The sequence below is a fragment of the Desulfosporomusa polytropa genome (assembly GCF_055380075.1).
Map to the genome: position 1 here is coordinate 4,380,336 of NZ_AP042400.1, position 16,250 is coordinate 4,396,585.

The window sequence follows — 16,250 nt, forward strand, 5'->3', positions numbered from 1 at the left end:
CAATACTCTCAGCATAGTACATCAGCCTCTTTGTCTATCTCTGGTGGACATTGCTTGTAGTATTCCTGAAAAAAGCGATAAGGCCCTCGCCTCACCGCTTTTTCATTCATGCATGTTAATGGATATTTTTTCCATAGGATACTGACTGTCTTGATATTTTGTGTTTTGTTTTGCTGTGTATATGAAGCTATTTGTAAAAAACGATAGGCTCAGCATTTTGTTCCATATTCCAAACACCACAAGGACAGATCCCTGCACAAATACCACAACCGATACATTTATCAGGATCGGAGATATACTCGGCACCAGCTTCACCCACAACACGAGTGATAGCGTTTTCCGGACAGGATTTAAGGCACATATGACAATCACGGCAAGTACCGCAGCTGATGCAGCGGCTATAATCGCTATTGGCCTCAGGAACATCGCAGCTATGGCATTTTTTAAAGTAGGCTGTACTAATCCGACTGGCCGGGATTTTCGGTTTCTCTGCCAAAGCAAATTTGCTTTGGTTCAGATAAGCAGACGCAGCCAGCGCAGCCTGACGGCCAGCGCCAATGGCGTCAACCAGCCGACCAGGATGGATGGTATCACCGGCAGTAAAGATACCCGGAGCAATACTATTATCACTGGCCGGTTTTAAACAGCCACGTTCAAGAACAATGCCTTCAGGTATAAAAGTAAGGTCAGGCACTTCGCCAATGGCAATGATTACTGTTTCCCCTTTAATCAGTTGACCGTCCTGGGTAATAATGCCTTGATCGGTGACCTCTTTGGTAAATACTGGCCAAAGTATTTCGGCTCCCAACTCCGTAACATGGGCAATCTCCTGTTCAAAGGCCGCCGGGCGCTGAACATCAATACATGTAACCTGCTCCGCACCAAGGCCGTAAGCGCCAACCGCTACATCCATCCCTGAGTTGCCGCATCCGATAACAATAACGTTTTTACCAATAGCCGGCTTTTGTCCCAGGTTGATCTCTTTTAGAAAGTCCAGACCGTTGACAATTTTTTCATGTCCTGGCCAGGGGATCACTTTTGTAACATGAGCGCCGGTAGTAATAACTACGGCATCATGGCTGTCTTTTATTGTAGCAAATTTTTCTTTATCTACACTAACCCCTGTTTTAAACGTAACACCCATCTCTGCAATCCGGGAAATCTCCCGGCTCAGAGTTTCCTGTGGCAAGCGGGAACGAGGGATAACCTGTTCCATTTTGCCGCCTACTTTTTTATCAGCTTCAAATACCGTTACATCATGACCTAGCAGGGCTAATTGCCAAGCAGCAGTTAATCCGGCAGCACCACCACCGATAACAGCCACCTGCTTGCCGGTTTTGGCCTCGGCTTTAGGCAACTCAGCTTGACCGGAATATTGACCTAACTTACCAATCTGAGCCGAAATATCTATTGTTTTACGAGTGCAATCATCCATACAAAGATTGGGACAAACCGCTCCGCATACCGAACCTGGGAAAGGTGTATATTCAAGTACAAGCCTGTAGGCTTCATCAATCTTGCCGTCCCTTAACAGGTTAAACCGCTGTTGTGAAGGAATGGAGGCTGTACAATTGAATTCACAAGGCGCACTATATTTGCCATTTTCCCATATAGGCACGTTACGGCGGTACTTCCCATTGGCAATAGCACCAATTACCGCAAAATCATCTTCGCATACATCGCCGAAAATACTGCCAGGGACCCACTTATCTATACGGAAGTCATGTATGTTGGCATTGTTTTTTTTGGGCCGTTCCTCATAGGAAAGCGGCACTACCTTATGCCACTGGACCCAATCAGTCAGTTCTTTCCTTAACTCTGAGCGGTCGACAGCGCCCAGAAAATCATCCATTTTACCGTCAAGATAGGCAATATCTTCGGCATTCAAGCCTAGGATCTTGGTGTCCTTAGCCGAAATACCACTGGCAACGCCCCGGAAATAGACAATACCGCCAACCATACCAGTACAAGCGCGATCGCCTAATACCGATTCAAATTGCTGGCTATCATAACCGCATACTACCGCCGTACCTCCACCCATGAATTCAAAGGCAAAGCTGCCTACATTTTTTAGCACCCAGAACTCCGGCGCTTCAAAATATGGGTCATGTTTCATCAACGAACCGGAACGAGTGCCGGCCCGGCCACCTACATAAATGGTGCCAGCAGCTGCGCAATGAGCCGTGGTATCACCACCGTCGCCTTTTATTACAATCCGTCCACCGGCATTAAGCCAGCCAACATCGGCGGAAACTGAACCTTCTACAATAATTTCTGTTCCAGGCAAGCACATGGAGCCCACGCGCTGACCAGCATTTTTTACATAGAATTTTAAAGGCTTTCCTTCTGGATGCCAAAGTGGACCACCAATATCGTGTTGACCTGCTGCTTCAATATGGAATTCGGTTTCCCCTTGGGCCAACGCCGCATTGATACGCTCTAAGAGGTCCTGCGTTGACATCCGGTTATTACCATCGATCGTATTTATTTTAAACATGCGCAGTTCCCCCTAACATACATATTGAATGCCTAGTTTATCAGCAATAGCTTTATCTGTAGTTACCAACGCGTCAGAACGGCCAACTGGCAGCGAGCTGTTACCAACTGGCGCCATCAGTTTTTTGAGTTCGCTGTTTAAGGCCAGCATATATTCGACAATGTTCTGAGCTGCTTTATCAATATCCAGCCGCTTAACCAGCCGCGGGTTTTGCGTACAAATCCCGGCCGGACAGTTGCCCGTGTTGCAGGCATTACAGCGCCCATGCTCATTTCCCACACAACCACATAACTGAATCAGTAGTTTTCCTAAAAATACGCCATTGGCTCCCAAGCAAATGAGCTTAAAGGCATCGGCAGCCGCATTACCAGTTAAGCCAACACCACCGCCGGCCCATAACGGAATCTGTCCCTGGCGACCTTGTTTAACAGCCGCCAAGTAACACTCTCGAATTTTAGCTACCACCGGGTGACCGGTATGATCTAGTGATACTTCATTGGCTGCACCAGTACCGCCTTGAATACCATCAATAAAGAAACCACCACAGATTTTGTACGGATCGCGAATAAGGTTATTATATACCGAAACCGAGGTCGCCGAAGCGGCACATTTAATGGCAACAGGCACCCGGAATTTAAAGGCTGCGTTCATGGACATAAACATCTTTTGTACCGACTCTTCAATAGAATATAGGCCCTGATGATTAGGTGGTGATAACAAGTCAGCCTTAGGCACACCTCGGATGGCCTGAACAGTTTTGGATACTTTGGCCGCTGGCAGGAGACCCCCGTCACCAGGCTTAGCTCCTTGCCCAATTTTAATCAGAATACCAGCCGGGTCTACCTTCATATGCGGCATAGCCTGAATAATCCGGTTCCAGCCAAAGTGCCCTGAGGCAATCTGCAGAATCATATATTTCAGGTGTTCAGACTTCATTAGCTTAATCGGCATGCCACCTTCGCCAGAACACATTCTTACAGGCATATTATGTTTTTCATTCAAGTAAGCTGTCGCCAAAGCAACTGCTTCCCAGGCCCGAGTGGAAAGCGCCCCGATGGACATATCACTAAAGATTACCGGATAGATCCAATTTACCGGCGGCGTTTTCTCTGTCAGCTTGAGTTCCTGCCCATTAGAGGTAAGCGGTAACTCATTAGGCAAAAGTACTCGACCAAAAGGCGCTAAGATATCAAAGGTATGTCGTTCTGAATCTAGTGCCGGATCAGTCATCTGTGAAATGCGCCCAACCACAATTTTATCCAGTGTCCGGTCATTCGCAAAGATGGCATTACGGCCGCCGCGTTTGACAGGTGCACCGCCGCTCCGGTTTAGATAATTGATGCGGGAGTCCAGGTTGCGCACAGGCTTAATCGCATTATTGGGGCAGACCTTTTCGCACATACCGCACCCAACACAGGCGTTAGCTACAACTGCTCTCTGCCTAATGACTGGCACTGCCATGTGACGTTGGCTGGGTTCAGGCTGATGTCCGGTGGAAACAGTAACTGACCGACGTTCCATAGCCACCTCAATGGCAGTAAAGCTGCATGCTGCCACACAACTGCCACACATGGTACATCGCTCACTCTTATATTGTATTTTCCACGGCAAATCATTGACGCTAACATCTTGTACGTTTACTGCTTCCATCGCTCTACCTCCAATTCTGGGGTAATAACCACAACTTCCCGTTCATTTGGATAAATGTCAAGCTCCTGATTGCGGTTAGGTAATATCTGATTAAGACCGCAGACCTCTGATGAGATGGCAATGGTAGTGCCATCTCCACCCACAACAACCGGACGCAGTTTTTTAGAATCACAACAAGTCATCATACGTCCATTTGGCAGCATGGCAATGATAGTGTTTGGCCCGTTTATTTCTAAATGTCCCAATGATTGGCGAATAGCTGTCAATTCACGCTTATCAAGGCGCTGATCAATTTCAGCAAATGGCAGTGGTGTAATGACATGCTTGTAATATTTTATCGGCCACTTGAGCACATTAAGGACATAATGCAACGTATAAAGAAAATTTTGAGAATCAGACTCAAAACCTATATAACCGCGATGTAGTGATTTTTGATATTCTTTGTTTTTGGTATAAAAGGTGTTTTCCCCATTGGCACATAGTGTATAGCCTTGCAGGAAGAAGGGATGGGCAGCATAGCGCACAATATCATAGTTAGTATTTTGCCGGCACTGGACAACAACATTCTTGGCCATCAAGTCGCCATTATTATCCCAAAGTTTAAAATAGACCGCAATATCGCGGGGATCACCAATTTCTTTCAAGGTTAAAACATCTGGCCAAAATGAATATACATAGCCTTGGTCTTCAGCCTCTAATAGTGCCCTAAGTGCCAAACGGGTATCCAATAACAGTTCCTCTTTGGCCTCCTGTGTAGCTGTCTGATAATACTCTGGATAATCATAGGCCCGAAAAATATAGTAAGGCATAGCCTTAATATCAAGACCTCGCTGGTGAACACCCCTAGGAATCCACTCATGCACAGGGGTAAAGTTATTGGTTTCCATGAAATGCTCTACCATGGATGCCCCTTTTTGCGTACAGGCTAATGACAATAATGGCTTATCCTTACAATTGGCAAAAACCCCATCAAGATCTTGCATCACCATGGCAAAACCCGAGTTGTCATGTCCCTCTTGCTGAGGCAGCATCAAATGCAACGCCAGTGATGGATGAAATGCTATTTTGCTCTTTATAGCTCCGATTCTACACATCCTACTCTCCCACCCTCTCCAATAATTGCTCAAACTACTTTCAATAAAGAAAACACGGCTTGCACCAATTTTCAAATGAAAGCGCCAGCCTATTTGCCTCTTTATTGAGAGACAAAAAAAGACCTGGCGAAGAACCCCTAACTATTGGGACCTTCCGCCGGGTCTTTTATACCCACGGTGTGGTGCTGTGCCACGCTGCACCTGTGTCGCTTGGTCCAGCCGCATCGCTGCGCGGAACCCTAGACACGCTCCCTCAAAATACACATGTACCTTAATAAAATACACAAGTGTACACATGTTGGTTTTGAGTCTAATTATAAAAACATATTAACATGTTGTCAATATGCATAATTAAAGTAAGTTTATTCTGACAAATTCAGTATTTTGCTGCTTGGGCGCCTCACATCTCCTTCTCGTATTGTATATTTATGCATATCCATGTATTCCATAATCGGCAGGGCAAACTTCCTGGAAGTGTTCAACAAATCTCGTAATTCCGCCACTGTTAATGTCTGTTTTTCTTTGAAGTGCCTGTGTATAACCTGAACAATGTACTGAATTGTTTTGCTGTATACAAAATTATCACCCAGCTTAATCAAGGCTCCAGCCCTAACTAATGAGTCATGAGCCGCCTTAGCCTTTTCAGGTGACAACGCCATTCTTTGCGATAATAATACTGTATCCACACTGGTTAAGCCGATATCTGTAAGTGAAGCCTCGGCCTTTTCCAGTAATTCCTTGCGCCAATCTCCATGCTGGACAGCATGAGATTTTAGCGCAAGGTCCCCGCCATTACTGACAAAAATTCCTTTTTCAAGCCACTGCGCCAAAATAATTTCAAAGCTTTTCTCATTAAGCCCCAATTTTTGCCGCAATATTTCTTTGGACAGGCCACTCCGATCAGGTTGTGTTTTATGAAAACTTCCAATAATGGTTGTCGCCTTATTTGTCAATTGGACAAACATATCTGCCGCAACATAGGTTTTATCCAGGCAATACAGCTGCTTAGCTGCCATCAATTTGTCAACAGCCTGATCTACCGCTTTATCTGGCAGGTAGCCACTTTGCCGCCTAATGTCCGCTCTTGTTAGTACTTGCCGGCTTTCCGACAGGCGGTGATACAGCGCATTTAACTCATCAGCCTGAGCCTTAGATTCTGCAAGCGCCGCCCGCGAGGCTGTCAAACGTCTGCTATTGCGCCCTGGGGCTATTAAGGTCACACCACCAAGTAAATGCTGTGGTGAATACAGTCTGATTATCCCTCTGTCACCAGCCCCAGCTGCCAGAGGTTGTTCCAAAATAAGCCGCATATAACGATGATCACTATCTTTAAAAGAGTATATCCGTCCTAAAAATTCGCCAGTTCCTAAATGAAGGCGAACACGCAGACCGCTCGCTACCTCCTGCTGCCACTCAGCTACTATGTCCCACATCGTACTTACTTCGCCCCGTTCAACAGCACTGAGCATCATACCTCGTTCTAATTGTTCTATTTCTACTCCGGCTAAATTGATAGCTGCCCGCTGTCCTGCTGAAATTTTATCCACTTTCTCGCCATGCCACTCTAAGCCGCGCACCCTGACAATGGTTTCGGTCGGATATAGCCTAACACTGTCACCCACCCTAGCGCGACCGCTCAGCACCGAGCCAGTAACGACTACCCCATAGCCCTTGATAGTAAAGACCCTGTCAATCCAGAGTCTAAATGGAGCATTACTATCGCGGGCAGGCACTTTGTCCGCCAACTCACTCAAGGTCATTTTGAGCTCAGCAATTCCTGCCCCGGTCATGGCTGATACCTTACAACAAGGCGCATCCTGTAAAAAGGTATCGCCTACATACGCGCGTATTTCACTCTCAATTAATTCCAGCCACTCTTCATCCACTTTGTCAATTTTATTGATTACGATCAAGCCATTCTTAATTCCGTATAGCTGGAGCATGGCTAAATGCTCTTTGGTCTGTGGCATAATTCCTTCATCAGCAGCCACCACCAGCATAGCCAAATCAATCCCGCCTGTTCCGGCCAACATATTTTTCAGAAATCGTTCATGACCAGGTACATCAACAACCCCCGCAACAATCCTATCTCCCAGGGGCAACGAGGCAAAACCTAAATCAATCGATATACCCCGTAGTTTTTCCTCTTTCAGTCGGTCAGTGTCAACTCCGGTTAATGCCTTAATTATGGCTGACTTACCGTGATCAACATGCCCGGCTGTACCAATAATTATATGTTTCATTAAAATAGCCTCCGTATTGCGGAATATATATAATTCAAGAAATACTGCTAAGAGCAGCTGCAATATCTGTCAAATCTCGTTCCAACAAACAGCGCACATCAAAAATCACTTTATCCTCCTGGATACGAGCCACGATGGGTATATCCCACTCTCTTAAACATTTTTCCAAATGAGCAGTACTCATATCCTGGCGGCAAACTGCTACGCCAAACCCGGCTAATACGGCAGCAGGCAATGCCCCACCACCGGCTGGTGAGTTAAGCGGTATTACCTCTGCCATAGCCTCAGTCTTTTGCTCCAAAATCCGCTCTTTAAGGCGATTGGCGCGTTCTTTTAACGTAACTGCGTCACTATGTAACATAGACAGTACTGGGATATCCCGGGCAGGCTCACCTACGCTATACTCCATAAGGGTTCCTTCCAGGGCTGCCAATGACAATTTATCAATACGAATAGCCCGTAATATCGGATGTTTTTTCATCTGGGTAAGGTACTGCCTTTTGCCAGCAATTATACCGGCCTGACCAGCCCCTAACAGCTTGTCACTACTAAAGGTAACTACATCAAATCCCAGCTGCAGCCGCTGTGCTGCTGTCGGCTCTGTTTGCCCTCCCACAGCCAATGGTACTAGTGTACCGCTACCCAAATCTTCAATTACTGGCAAACTATTTTTGTGTGCCAATGCGGCTAACTCTGTTCCGTTCGGCTGTGAAGTAAATCCAATAATATGATAATTACTGGTATGCACTTTTAAAATAGCGGCCGTATTGGGTCCAATGGCCTGTTCATAATCAGTAAGATGTGTTTTATTTGTTGAGCCTACCTCTACAAGCGTAGCGCCACTTTGCCTAAGAACATCAGGAATACGGAACGAGCCACCAATTTCTACAAGCTCCCCGCGACTGACAATAACCTCCCGGCCTTTAGCTAAAGCCGACAAAACTAACAGCACAGCTGCCGCATTATTATTTACTACCAAAGCAGCTTCTGCCCCCGTCAACTGGCATAGCGGTTCCTCCACATGGGCATACCGGCTTCCCCGCTCCCCTGATGCCACATTATATTCGAGCGTGCTGTAGCCTTCCATAATACCGGTCACACAATCTCTGGCCCGCTGGCTTAATGGTGCCCGTCCCAGATTGGTATGCAACACTACGCCAGTAGCATTAATTACCCGTCGCAAGCTCGGCTGAGTATGCTTTTTTAGCAAGCTCTTGGCCTGAATAATAAGTGCCGCTTGGCTAGCAACGCTGTCATTCCCCTCTCGTAGCGCATCCCGTGCGCTAGTAACCACCTGCCGTAGACAAGCGGTTACCAGCTCACGGGGGTAGTGCTCTATCTCTGGATCAGCCGCCATGACAGATAAAAGCCGCTCTATGGCCGGCAGTGCTCTTAGCTTATTATTGATTTCCATGCGTTGGAAGCCTCCCATTTTTTACTTTCAATGCAAAGTATATATCCACAGCGTAGCGTGGTAAACATTTCATTTTATTATTCCTGTCAGTTACTAAAAAATCCTGCTGTTATGTATAGATTCTCTTATTCTTACACATAATGGTAATACACATTACATACAGGAGTTTACCATGTTAAATAACATCTTTAATTTCCCCGGATTAAGTAAATTGTCGCCGCTTAAATATCAACCTGTCCCTGAGAAACCACGAGAATTGAAATTTAATGTCAGTCAACCAAATGTCATTTATGACTTAGCTGTTTCGATCCGCAATGTAGTGCAAACAGCTACAAGTGGTGGTTATCAGATTGTTGTCTTATGCATTGGTACTGACCGATCGACTGGTGATGCGCTCGGACCACTAACAGGCACTAAGTTGAAAGTGCTTAATCTGTTCCCTCATATTTATGGTACCCTAGATGAACCTGTTCACGCCACAAATCTAGAAAGCAGACTGGCAGAAATTAACACCTCATTTTCCCATCCTTTTGTTATTGCCGTCGATGCCTGTCTCGGTAAACTAGAAAATGTCGGCTGTGTCACCTTAGGGCACGGCGCGGTTAAACCGGGAGCAGCTGTTAATAAAGACCTCCCTGCGGTTGGTAATGCGTATATCACCGGTATTGTCAATGTCGGCGGCTTCATGGAGCATATGGTATTACAGAGTACACGACTGAATCTGGTAATGAAGATGGCTGATACGATTGCCCATAGCATTTCCTTTGGCTTAGGCCGCAATCACAATTCTTAATACTATTTATGTATGTAAAAAAACCAGGATACTTGTTCTAGTATCCTGGTTTTTACACTATATTCAGTCGTTACCCTCAGCTGTTGTTTCTTTAATCATATTACAGGCACCGCGGAATACCGCGCCTTCATTGATGGTTAATGTACCCACTTTTATATCGCCATATACTTTAGCAGTCGGCAAAAGTTCCAATCTGTCAGAAACCTCAATATTGCCCTTAACTACCCCGGCAATCAGCGCATTGCGGGCCTTAACCAGGGTTTCCAGATTTCCGCCCTCACCTACTACGAGGTCACCGGCAGTAGTAAGCTCACCTTCATGTTGTCCATCAATACGAACAGTACCTTGGGATGTAATATTACCCTTAAAAGAAGTTTCACTGCCAATAATAGTAGCTACTTGATCACCAATAGAGGTGGCTTGCTTCTTACTGCCAAACATTAGTGCTTACCTCCTACAAAAAACTAGACGGATTAACAGCCGTACCATTAACACGGATTTCATAATGCAAATGTGGTCCTGTACTATAACCAGTACTTCCCATATGGGCAATTAATTGTCCTTTTTTAACCTGTTGCCCGGGGGCCACAAGATTTTGGGAATTATGACCATAGATAGTTACAATACCATTGCCATGATCAATTTCCACCATATTGCCATAACCACCATACCAACTACTGTTTACAACTGTTCCATCAGCAGCGGCAGTAATCGGTGTACCGACGTCATTAGCAATATCAATTCCAGGATGCCAATCGCCGCTTCCCGTACCCCATGGCGAGCTACGCCAGCCAAAGCGCGAGGTCACTTCACCATTTGTCGGCCAAATAGAAGGAGTCGCTGCCACGCGTTCCTTTTTTTCAGCTAAAGAACTTTTTAAATTACGCAAACTATTTTCTCGTTCATTAACAGCTTCTTTAAGCTCTTTGACTAAATTCTTTAACTCGGCAATATTAGGCTGTACATCAGGACCGCCTTGTCCATTATAGTTCGTCAGCCTAGCTGGGGCTGAACGAGAGGTATCAGCCGAATCCTCGCTATTTACAATACGGCGAAGATCTGTGTCCAGTTGATTAAGACGATTCATATCCTGCTGAAGATCTGCCGTAGCTTTCGCCAATTCTTCCAACTCGACATGCTGTTTGTTGTTAACTGCACGGAGTTGATTCAGCTCTTGTTTTTCCTGAGTGGCCGTATTTGCCTGATATCGATAATTTAGCATTGTACCGGAAAGTATTGTTAGGCAAATACCCAGTGTTATAGCTGCATATTTGACAGTTTTTATTGGTATATTGATACTGAATACAGATTTACCATGATGGGGCACAATCATCAAAGTATATTTGCGTTTGTCAGGCTTTGGCGTGTTTTGCTTCAAATAATCACCTTCTCTTGTCTTCTTACACGTTACATACGCCGAACTATGTATTTATTCGCCAAAGCCTGCAAAATTCCTGCTAATTTTATGAATTTTTTTCCAAGGATTTGTTTAACGCTGCTTTCTCCTCTGCTGTAAGATGATAGGTAGACTCACCACCCACAACAGGCTTAGCGTATACTCTAGACTCACTGCGACCATAAATGCTTGATAATACTATGCCATTTTTTTTCTGATCAAGCAACGCCAGTGCAAAACTAAGATCACTGCCAGTATCCTCAAAGGCATTAAATCGAACCATTCCCACATTTTGAATTGTTGTTATAGTTATATCATCCAGGCGGCGACATTTCTCGTCCAGATTATTCACCTTAGTTACAGCCTGACGAACTTCTTCTATATGTTCTAATAGCAGGCGTTCAATATTTACGTTTTCCATGCCTGCCATCATTTTGCGATAGCGTTTATTAAGTCTGCTCATTTTAATACTAATACTGATAAAAACAAGTAACGCGATAAAAATCAATACTGTTAAAATCAATAATATATATGGTAAATTTGCAGTGATAAACAATGTATACTGTGACAAGTCCATATCTGTCCTTGTACCACCTTTCTTCTTCACAAGTATCTAGCTATATTGGCCAAAAATATGCGATTGCCGCGGCTGCCGGTATTGCCGGCAATAAATTTGCCAACTTAATATTTTTAATTTCCAGCATTAGTATGCTCACTCCGACAATTAGAATCCCTCCGGTTGCCGTTAGCTCTGTGATTACCTGTTCAGATAACACCGCACTAAAAAAACCGGCAAGTAACGTAATTAACCCTTGATAGACCAACACACTCACACTGGAAAAAGCAACCCCAATTCCCATGCTTGAAGTAAAAACTACTGATATAATACCATCTAACAAGGATTTCGCATACAAAATACCAGTATCTCCTGTTAAGCCGTCTTGAATTGAACCGACTACGGCCATAGCCCCAATACAGTAGACCAACGTAGCAGTAACAAAGCCGCGTCCTATATTGCTCTGCCCAGCCTCACCACTGCTTAGCTTATCAGACAGCCATGCACCAATTTTGTTCAAACCGCCATCAATATTGAGTGCTTCACCGATGATCGCACCGACAGCTATTCCCAATATAACAATAAGCACGTTTTGTGTCTTTAATGCCATTTGTAAGCCAATAATACCAACTGCCAATGACATGCCCTGAACAAGCGTATTCTGGTACTTTTCAGGAATACCATGTTTAAGGGCTAACCCTACTCCGGAACCTAAAATAATTGCGGCTGCATTTACTAATGTTCCTTTCATGCCTTATCCTCTCTGAGCTGCGAGTTCTCTGATAGCAACAAGTGTCTGCTCAACTTCTTCTACCGTATTGAAATAACCAGGACTGAGTCTTACCGTTCCTGTCTTCAATGTACCGATGCTCTGATGCGCCCACGGCGCGCAATGCAACCCTGATCGACAAGCAATTTCATAGTTCTGATCAAGAAGATGTGCAATCTGACCACTATCTCTGCCTGCTAAGGTAAATGATATGACCGCCGTACGCCCATGAGGAGTCGGCAATCCGTATACCGTTGCCTCAGTAATTTGTCTCAACCCCGTCAATAAGAAACTAGTTAGTTCCATTTCTTTGGCTTGAATTTTACTACGCCCAGTAGCCAATATAAACTCAACGCCCGCCTTCATACTGGCGATACCCGGAGTATTCGGCGTCCCGCTTTCCAATCTATCAGGCATAAATTCGGGTTGTATATCTGATTCAGATAAACTACCAGTCCCACCTACCCGCAGCGGTTTTACACTTATTGCCTCATGGACATACAGACCACCTGTCCCTTGCGCTCCCAGAAGACCTTTATGACCGCTAAAGGCCAAGACATCAATACCCATAGCGGTCACATCAATAGCTTCTACTCCTGCTGTCTGAGCTGCATCAACCAGCAAGGTTACACCTAGTTTTTTTGTGAGTTTACCAACGTCTGCTACTGGCATAATTGTCCCTGTCACATTGGAAGCATGGGTCATAATAACGAGTTTTGGCTTTTGTTTGATGGCAGCCGCCATTACCTCCATATCCAAATGACCTGTTGCGTTACAAGGTATAACTTTAACATAGGCCCCTCTGGACTCAGCAACGCGTACAGCCCTAGCTACCGCATTATGCTCCATTGCTGTGGTTACAACGGTGTCTCCGGGATTCACTATTCCGAATATGGCCATATTGATGGCATCGGTAGCATTATGGGTAAAAACCACTTGATTCGCATCAACAATGCCAAATAGTTCAGCTAACGCCTCGCGCGTTTCATATAGCAACATACTAGCTGCCCGTGCCATACTATGGCCACCTCTTCCAGGGTTGGCACCCATGGTACGCAAGCAGGTATCTACCGCCTGGTAAACGCGCTCTGGTTTTGGCCAAGTCGTAGCTGCATTATCAAGATATATCACAGTCAGTTCGCCTCTTATTCATCAAGAATCATCTGTGCCAGCGGGAAAGGTGCAAGGGCTCTGTACAATATGCCGTGAACCTGAGCAATCAAGAGACCATAGTTGACAATAGGAACACCCGCTTCTCTGGCCATGGCCAACCGATATAACATCTCCCGCCTGTTGAGCATACAAGCTCCACAATGTACAATTAATTTGTATTTTACCAAATCTGCCGGAAAAGTTCCGCCTGACACCCAATCAAAATCAAGTTCGCCACCCACAGTCTGCCTTAGCCAACGAGGAATCTTTACTTTACCAATATCGTCAGCCTGCCGATGATGCGTGCAGCCCTCTGAAATTAGAACCTTATCGCCTGGTTGCAGACTTTCAATAGCTTTAGCACCGGCTACCAGTGTTTCTAAATCCCCTTTGTGTCGTGCCAATAGAATTGAAAATGAGGTTAGCATTACGTCTGGTGGCGTATCTGCTCCTACTTTCATAAATTCCTGTGAATCGGTAACAACTAAGCGCGGTGGTTTTTTTAAGTTTTCTAAGGCTTCTTTTAATTCTCGTTCTTTGACTACAATCGCACAGGTATCATTATCTAGTAGGTCACGAATGGTTTGGACCTGTGGTAAAATCAAGCGACCTTTAGGCGCAGCTAAATCAATTGGCACGACCAGCACTACCGTATCTCCTGGCGATACTAAATCGCCAATTAGCTGTGGTCCTTCCCAATCATCTGGGGCTAGCTTTATCATCGTGCGTTTCAATTCTTCAATACCCTGTCCGGTTTTAGCGCTAATAGTAATTAACGGCAAATCCAAAGTGGCACTCCAAGCGGCAATTTTGTCAGCCGGCAGGGATATAAGATCACTTTTGTTAATTACGCCAGCAATAGGTACACTACGTTTTCTTATGTCATTCATAAGTTCTTCTTCAAAATTTGTCACGCCATCTTCTGGATCAATGACAATTATGGCTAAATCGGTTTTGTTTAACACTTGCATTGTTCGTTCCACCCGCAATGCACCTAAATCGCCGACATCATCAATACCAGCTGTATCAATAATCATAACTGGCCCTATCGGCAATATCTCCATCGCCTTGTATACCGGATCAGTAGTAGTGCCAGGAACATTGGAAACCAAGGCAATATCCTGACTTGTTAATGCATTAATTAAACTAGATTTGCCGGCATTTCGCCGTCCAAAAATAGCAATATGCAAACGTGAGCCTTTTGGCGTTTCTTGCATCCCTTTTTCCTCCCCCTATTTTGGCATTCCGGCAATTCCTGGTCGAGTCATGGCCCGCGGGTTCAAAGCAGCGTCAAGTCTGTCTTCAGGCAATACCGACAGTTGCAGCGCCGCCTCTCTCACAGTGATGTTTTGCTCCATGGCGCTGCGCGCTACTTGAGATGCTAAATCATAGCCAATATGCGGAACTAAGGCAGTAACACTTACTTGACTATGATTTAATAAAGCGGTACAACGATCGCGGTCGGCTGTTATCCCTTGAATGCAAAATTCATTGAGGATTTTTAATGCATTTGTTAATAAAGCTAAACTTTCCAATAAATGATGTGCAATCAGCGGCATAAAAGCATTCAACTCTAATTGTCCTGATTGCGCAGCCATCGCAATCGCCATATCAGAAGCCATAACATGAAAGGCCACTTGGTTAACGGCTTCCGGAATAATCGGATTAACTTTGCCAGGCATAATGGAAGAGCCGGCCTGTCGCTCCGGCAGTCGAATCTCTCCCAGACCAGCCCGAGGACCAGACGACATAAGTCGCAAATCATGGGCCATCTTGCCCAAATTCACAGCTAATGCTTTCAGCAACCCCGATACTTCGACAAAGACATCGGCATTTTGAATAATGTCAATCATATTTTCCGCCCTGGCTAAACCGATTCCAGCATATTGCCGCACCCGATCATTAACCATAAATATGTACTTTTTGTCAGCGTTCAAACCTGTGCCGATGGCAGTCCCCCCCAAGGCTGCCTGACGCAAGCGTTCCTCTACCTTATATAAGCGCCAGCGATCACGGGCAATGGCTCCAGCATAGGCACTGAACTCCTGCCCAAGCATAATGGGTACAGCATCTTGCATTTCTGTTCGGCCAACTTTTATTATTCCTGCGAATTCGGCCTCTTTCTCTTGTAAAGCTGCTTGTAGTGTTGCGCAACCATCACTCAACGGTTTGAGCAGCCAAATAGCGGCAATCCGTAGTGCTGTCGGGTAAACATCATTAGTGGACTGGTGCATGTTCACATGATTGAGTGGATGTACTACATGATAATCGCCACGCTGTCCTGCCAACAACTCAATTGCCCGATTCGCTAGCACCTCATTAACATTCATATTGGTAGAGGTTCCTGCTCCGCCTTGCAAAGCATCCACAACAAACTGTTCTCGCCATTTCCCGTCCATTACCTCATCTGCAGCCGTCATGATAGCCTGTGCTAGTTCTTTTGGCAAATATCCCAGCTCCGCATTGACTTCAGCAGCTGCCTTTTTAATTAAAGCAATTGCCTTAACAAGAATAGCCGACACCCTATAGCCTGACAGCGGGAAATTTTCTAGTGCACGTAAGGTATGGATACCATAGTACACTTCTGACGGAACTTCTCGCTCGCCCAATAAATCTTTTTCCACCCGCATCTTTTCCCACCTCTGTTACTATGACTCCAATCAAATGTTTCACGTGAAACATTTGA

The 16,250-nt window shown here is 45.3% G+C and carries 13 protein-coding genes; 1 reads left to right on the forward strand and 12 read right to left on the reverse strand.

What is annotated here, in order from left to right; genetic code table 11:
* Nucleotides 1–187: 187 nt before the first annotated feature.
* From ACZ449_RS22285 to selA, 5 genes are all read right to left on the reverse strand, one after another.
* Nucleotides 188–2,497 carry an FAD-dependent oxidoreductase gene (locus ACZ449_RS22285; RefSeq protein WP_464258243.1) on the reverse strand — a complete coding sequence of 770 codons (2,310 nt, stop codon included), beginning with the start codon at nucleotides 2,495–2,497 and terminating at the stop codon, nucleotides 188–190.
* 12 nt (nucleotides 2,498–2,509) lie between these two features.
* Complete coding sequence (locus ACZ449_RS22290) at nucleotides 2,510–4,147, reverse strand: glutamate synthase-related protein (RefSeq protein WP_464258244.1); 1,638 nt, start codon at nucleotides 4,145–4,147, stop codon at nucleotides 2,510–2,512.
* Nucleotides 4,135–5,241: a class II glutamine amidotransferase domain-containing protein gene (locus ACZ449_RS22295; RefSeq protein ID WP_464258245.1), complete on the reverse strand. Its 1,107-nt coding sequence runs from the start codon at nucleotides 5,239–5,241 to the stop codon at nucleotides 4,135–4,137. The genes ACZ449_RS22290 and ACZ449_RS22295 overlap by 13 nt, the downstream gene beginning before the upstream one ends.
* 362 nt (nucleotides 5,242–5,603) lie before the next feature.
* Nucleotides 5,604–7,484, reverse strand: coding sequence for a selenocysteine-specific translation elongation factor (selB, locus tag ACZ449_RS22300; RefSeq protein ID WP_464258246.1), 1,881 nt, complete (start codon nucleotides 7,482–7,484; stop codon nucleotides 5,604–5,606).
* Between the two features lie 34 nt (nucleotides 7,485–7,518).
* Nucleotides 7,519–8,898: an L-seryl-tRNA(Sec) selenium transferase gene (gene selA, locus ACZ449_RS22305; protein WP_464258247.1), complete on the reverse strand. Its 1,380-nt coding sequence runs from the start codon at nucleotides 8,896–8,898 to the stop codon at nucleotides 7,519–7,521.
* Nucleotides 8,899–9,070: 172 nt separating this feature from the next.
* Here selA and yyaC point away from each other — a divergent pair, with 172 nt between their 5' ends.
* Nucleotides 9,071–9,691: a spore protease YyaC gene (gene yyaC, locus ACZ449_RS22310; RefSeq protein WP_464258248.1), complete on the forward strand. Its 621-nt coding sequence runs from the start codon at nucleotides 9,071–9,073 to the stop codon at nucleotides 9,689–9,691.
* A gap of 63 nt (nucleotides 9,692–9,754) precedes the next feature.
* Here yyaC and ACZ449_RS22315 read toward each other — a convergent pair whose 3' ends face one another.
* The 7 genes from ACZ449_RS22315 to ACZ449_RS22345 all read right to left on the reverse strand — a co-directional run bounded on the left by ACZ449_RS22315 (nucleotide 9,755) and on the right by ACZ449_RS22345 (nucleotide 16,194).
* Nucleotides 9,755–10,132, reverse strand: a complete 378-nt coding sequence (locus tag ACZ449_RS22315) for a bactofilin family protein (protein ID WP_464258249.1) — start codon at nucleotides 10,130–10,132, stop codon at nucleotides 9,755–9,757.
* Nucleotides 10,133–10,145: 13 nt separating this feature from the next.
* On the reverse strand, nucleotides 10,146–11,069 hold the full coding sequence (locus ACZ449_RS22320; protein WP_464258250.1) for a M23 family metallopeptidase: 924 nt from the start codon (nucleotides 11,067–11,069) through the stop codon (nucleotides 10,146–10,148).
* 85 nt (nucleotides 11,070–11,154) lie between these two features.
* The gene (locus ACZ449_RS22325) at nucleotides 11,155–11,664 is read right to left on the reverse strand and encodes a DUF4446 family protein (protein WP_464258251.1); all 510 of its coding nucleotides are present in this window, start codon (nucleotides 11,662–11,664) and stop codon (nucleotides 11,155–11,157) included.
* 40 nt (nucleotides 11,665–11,704) lie between these two features.
* Nucleotides 11,705–12,394: a DUF554 domain-containing protein gene (locus ACZ449_RS22330; RefSeq protein WP_464258252.1), complete on the reverse strand. Its 690-nt coding sequence runs from the start codon at nucleotides 12,392–12,394 to the stop codon at nucleotides 11,705–11,707.
* 3 nt (nucleotides 12,395–12,397) lie between these two features.
* The gene (locus tag ACZ449_RS22335; protein WP_464258253.1) at nucleotides 12,398–13,543 is read right to left on the reverse strand and encodes an aminotransferase class V-fold PLP-dependent enzyme; all 1,146 of its coding nucleotides are present in this window, start codon (nucleotides 13,541–13,543) and stop codon (nucleotides 12,398–12,400) included.
* A gap of 14 nt (nucleotides 13,544–13,557) precedes the next feature.
* Nucleotides 13,558–14,781: a [FeFe] hydrogenase H-cluster maturation GTPase HydF gene (gene hydF, locus ACZ449_RS22340; protein ID WP_464258254.1), complete on the reverse strand. Its 1,224-nt coding sequence runs from the start codon at nucleotides 14,779–14,781 to the stop codon at nucleotides 13,558–13,560.
* A gap of 15 nt (nucleotides 14,782–14,796) precedes the next feature.
* Nucleotides 14,797–16,194 (reverse strand): aspartate ammonia-lyase, encoded by a 1,398-nt coding sequence (locus tag ACZ449_RS22345; protein WP_464258255.1) that lies wholly within the window; start codon nucleotides 16,192–16,194, stop codon nucleotides 14,797–14,799.
* Between the last annotated feature and the right edge of the window lie 56 nt (nucleotides 16,195–16,250).

What these genes read in the sequence shown, in the direction of transcription:
- selB (WP_464258246.1), bottom strand. Translation starts at nt 7,484, where the DNA reads ATGAAACATATAATTATTGGTACAGCCGGGCATGTTGATCACGGTAAG.
- ACZ449_RS22290 (WP_464258244.1), bottom strand. Translation starts at nt 4,147, where the DNA reads ATGGAAGCAGTAAACGTACAAGATGTTAGCGTCAATGATTTGCCGTGG.
- ACZ449_RS22315 (WP_464258249.1), bottom strand. Translation starts at nt 10,132, where the DNA reads ATGTTTGGCAGTAAGAAGCAAGCCACCTCTATTGGTGATCAAGTAGCT.
- ACZ449_RS22345 (WP_464258255.1), bottom strand. Translation starts at nt 16,194, where the DNA reads ATGCGGGTGGAAAAAGATTTATTGGGCGAGCGAGAAGTTCCGTCAGAA.
- ACZ449_RS22325 (WP_464258251.1), bottom strand. Translation starts at nt 11,664, where the DNA reads ATGGACTTGTCACAGTATACATTGTTTATCACTGCAAATTTACCATAT.
- ACZ449_RS22295 (WP_464258245.1), bottom strand. Translation starts at nt 5,241, where the DNA reads ATGTGTAGAATCGGAGCTATAAAGAGCAAAATAGCATTTCATCCATCA.
- ACZ449_RS22330 (WP_464258252.1), bottom strand. Translation starts at nt 12,394, where the DNA reads ATGAAAGGAACATTAGTAAATGCAGCCGCAATTATTTTAGGTTCCGGA.
- yyaC (WP_464258248.1), top strand. Translation starts at nt 9,071, where the DNA reads ATGTTAAATAACATCTTTAATTTCCCCGGATTAAGTAAATTGTCGCCG.
- hydF (WP_464258254.1), bottom strand. Translation starts at nt 14,781, where the DNA reads ATGCAAGAAACGCCAAAAGGCTCACGTTTGCATATTGCTATTTTTGGA.
- selA (WP_464258247.1), bottom strand. Translation starts at nt 8,898, where the DNA reads ATGGAAATCAATAATAAGCTAAGAGCACTGCCGGCCATAGAGCGGCTT.
- ACZ449_RS22285 (WP_464258243.1), bottom strand. Translation starts at nt 2,497, where the DNA reads ATGTTTAAAATAAATACGATCGATGGTAATAACCGGATGTCAACGCAG.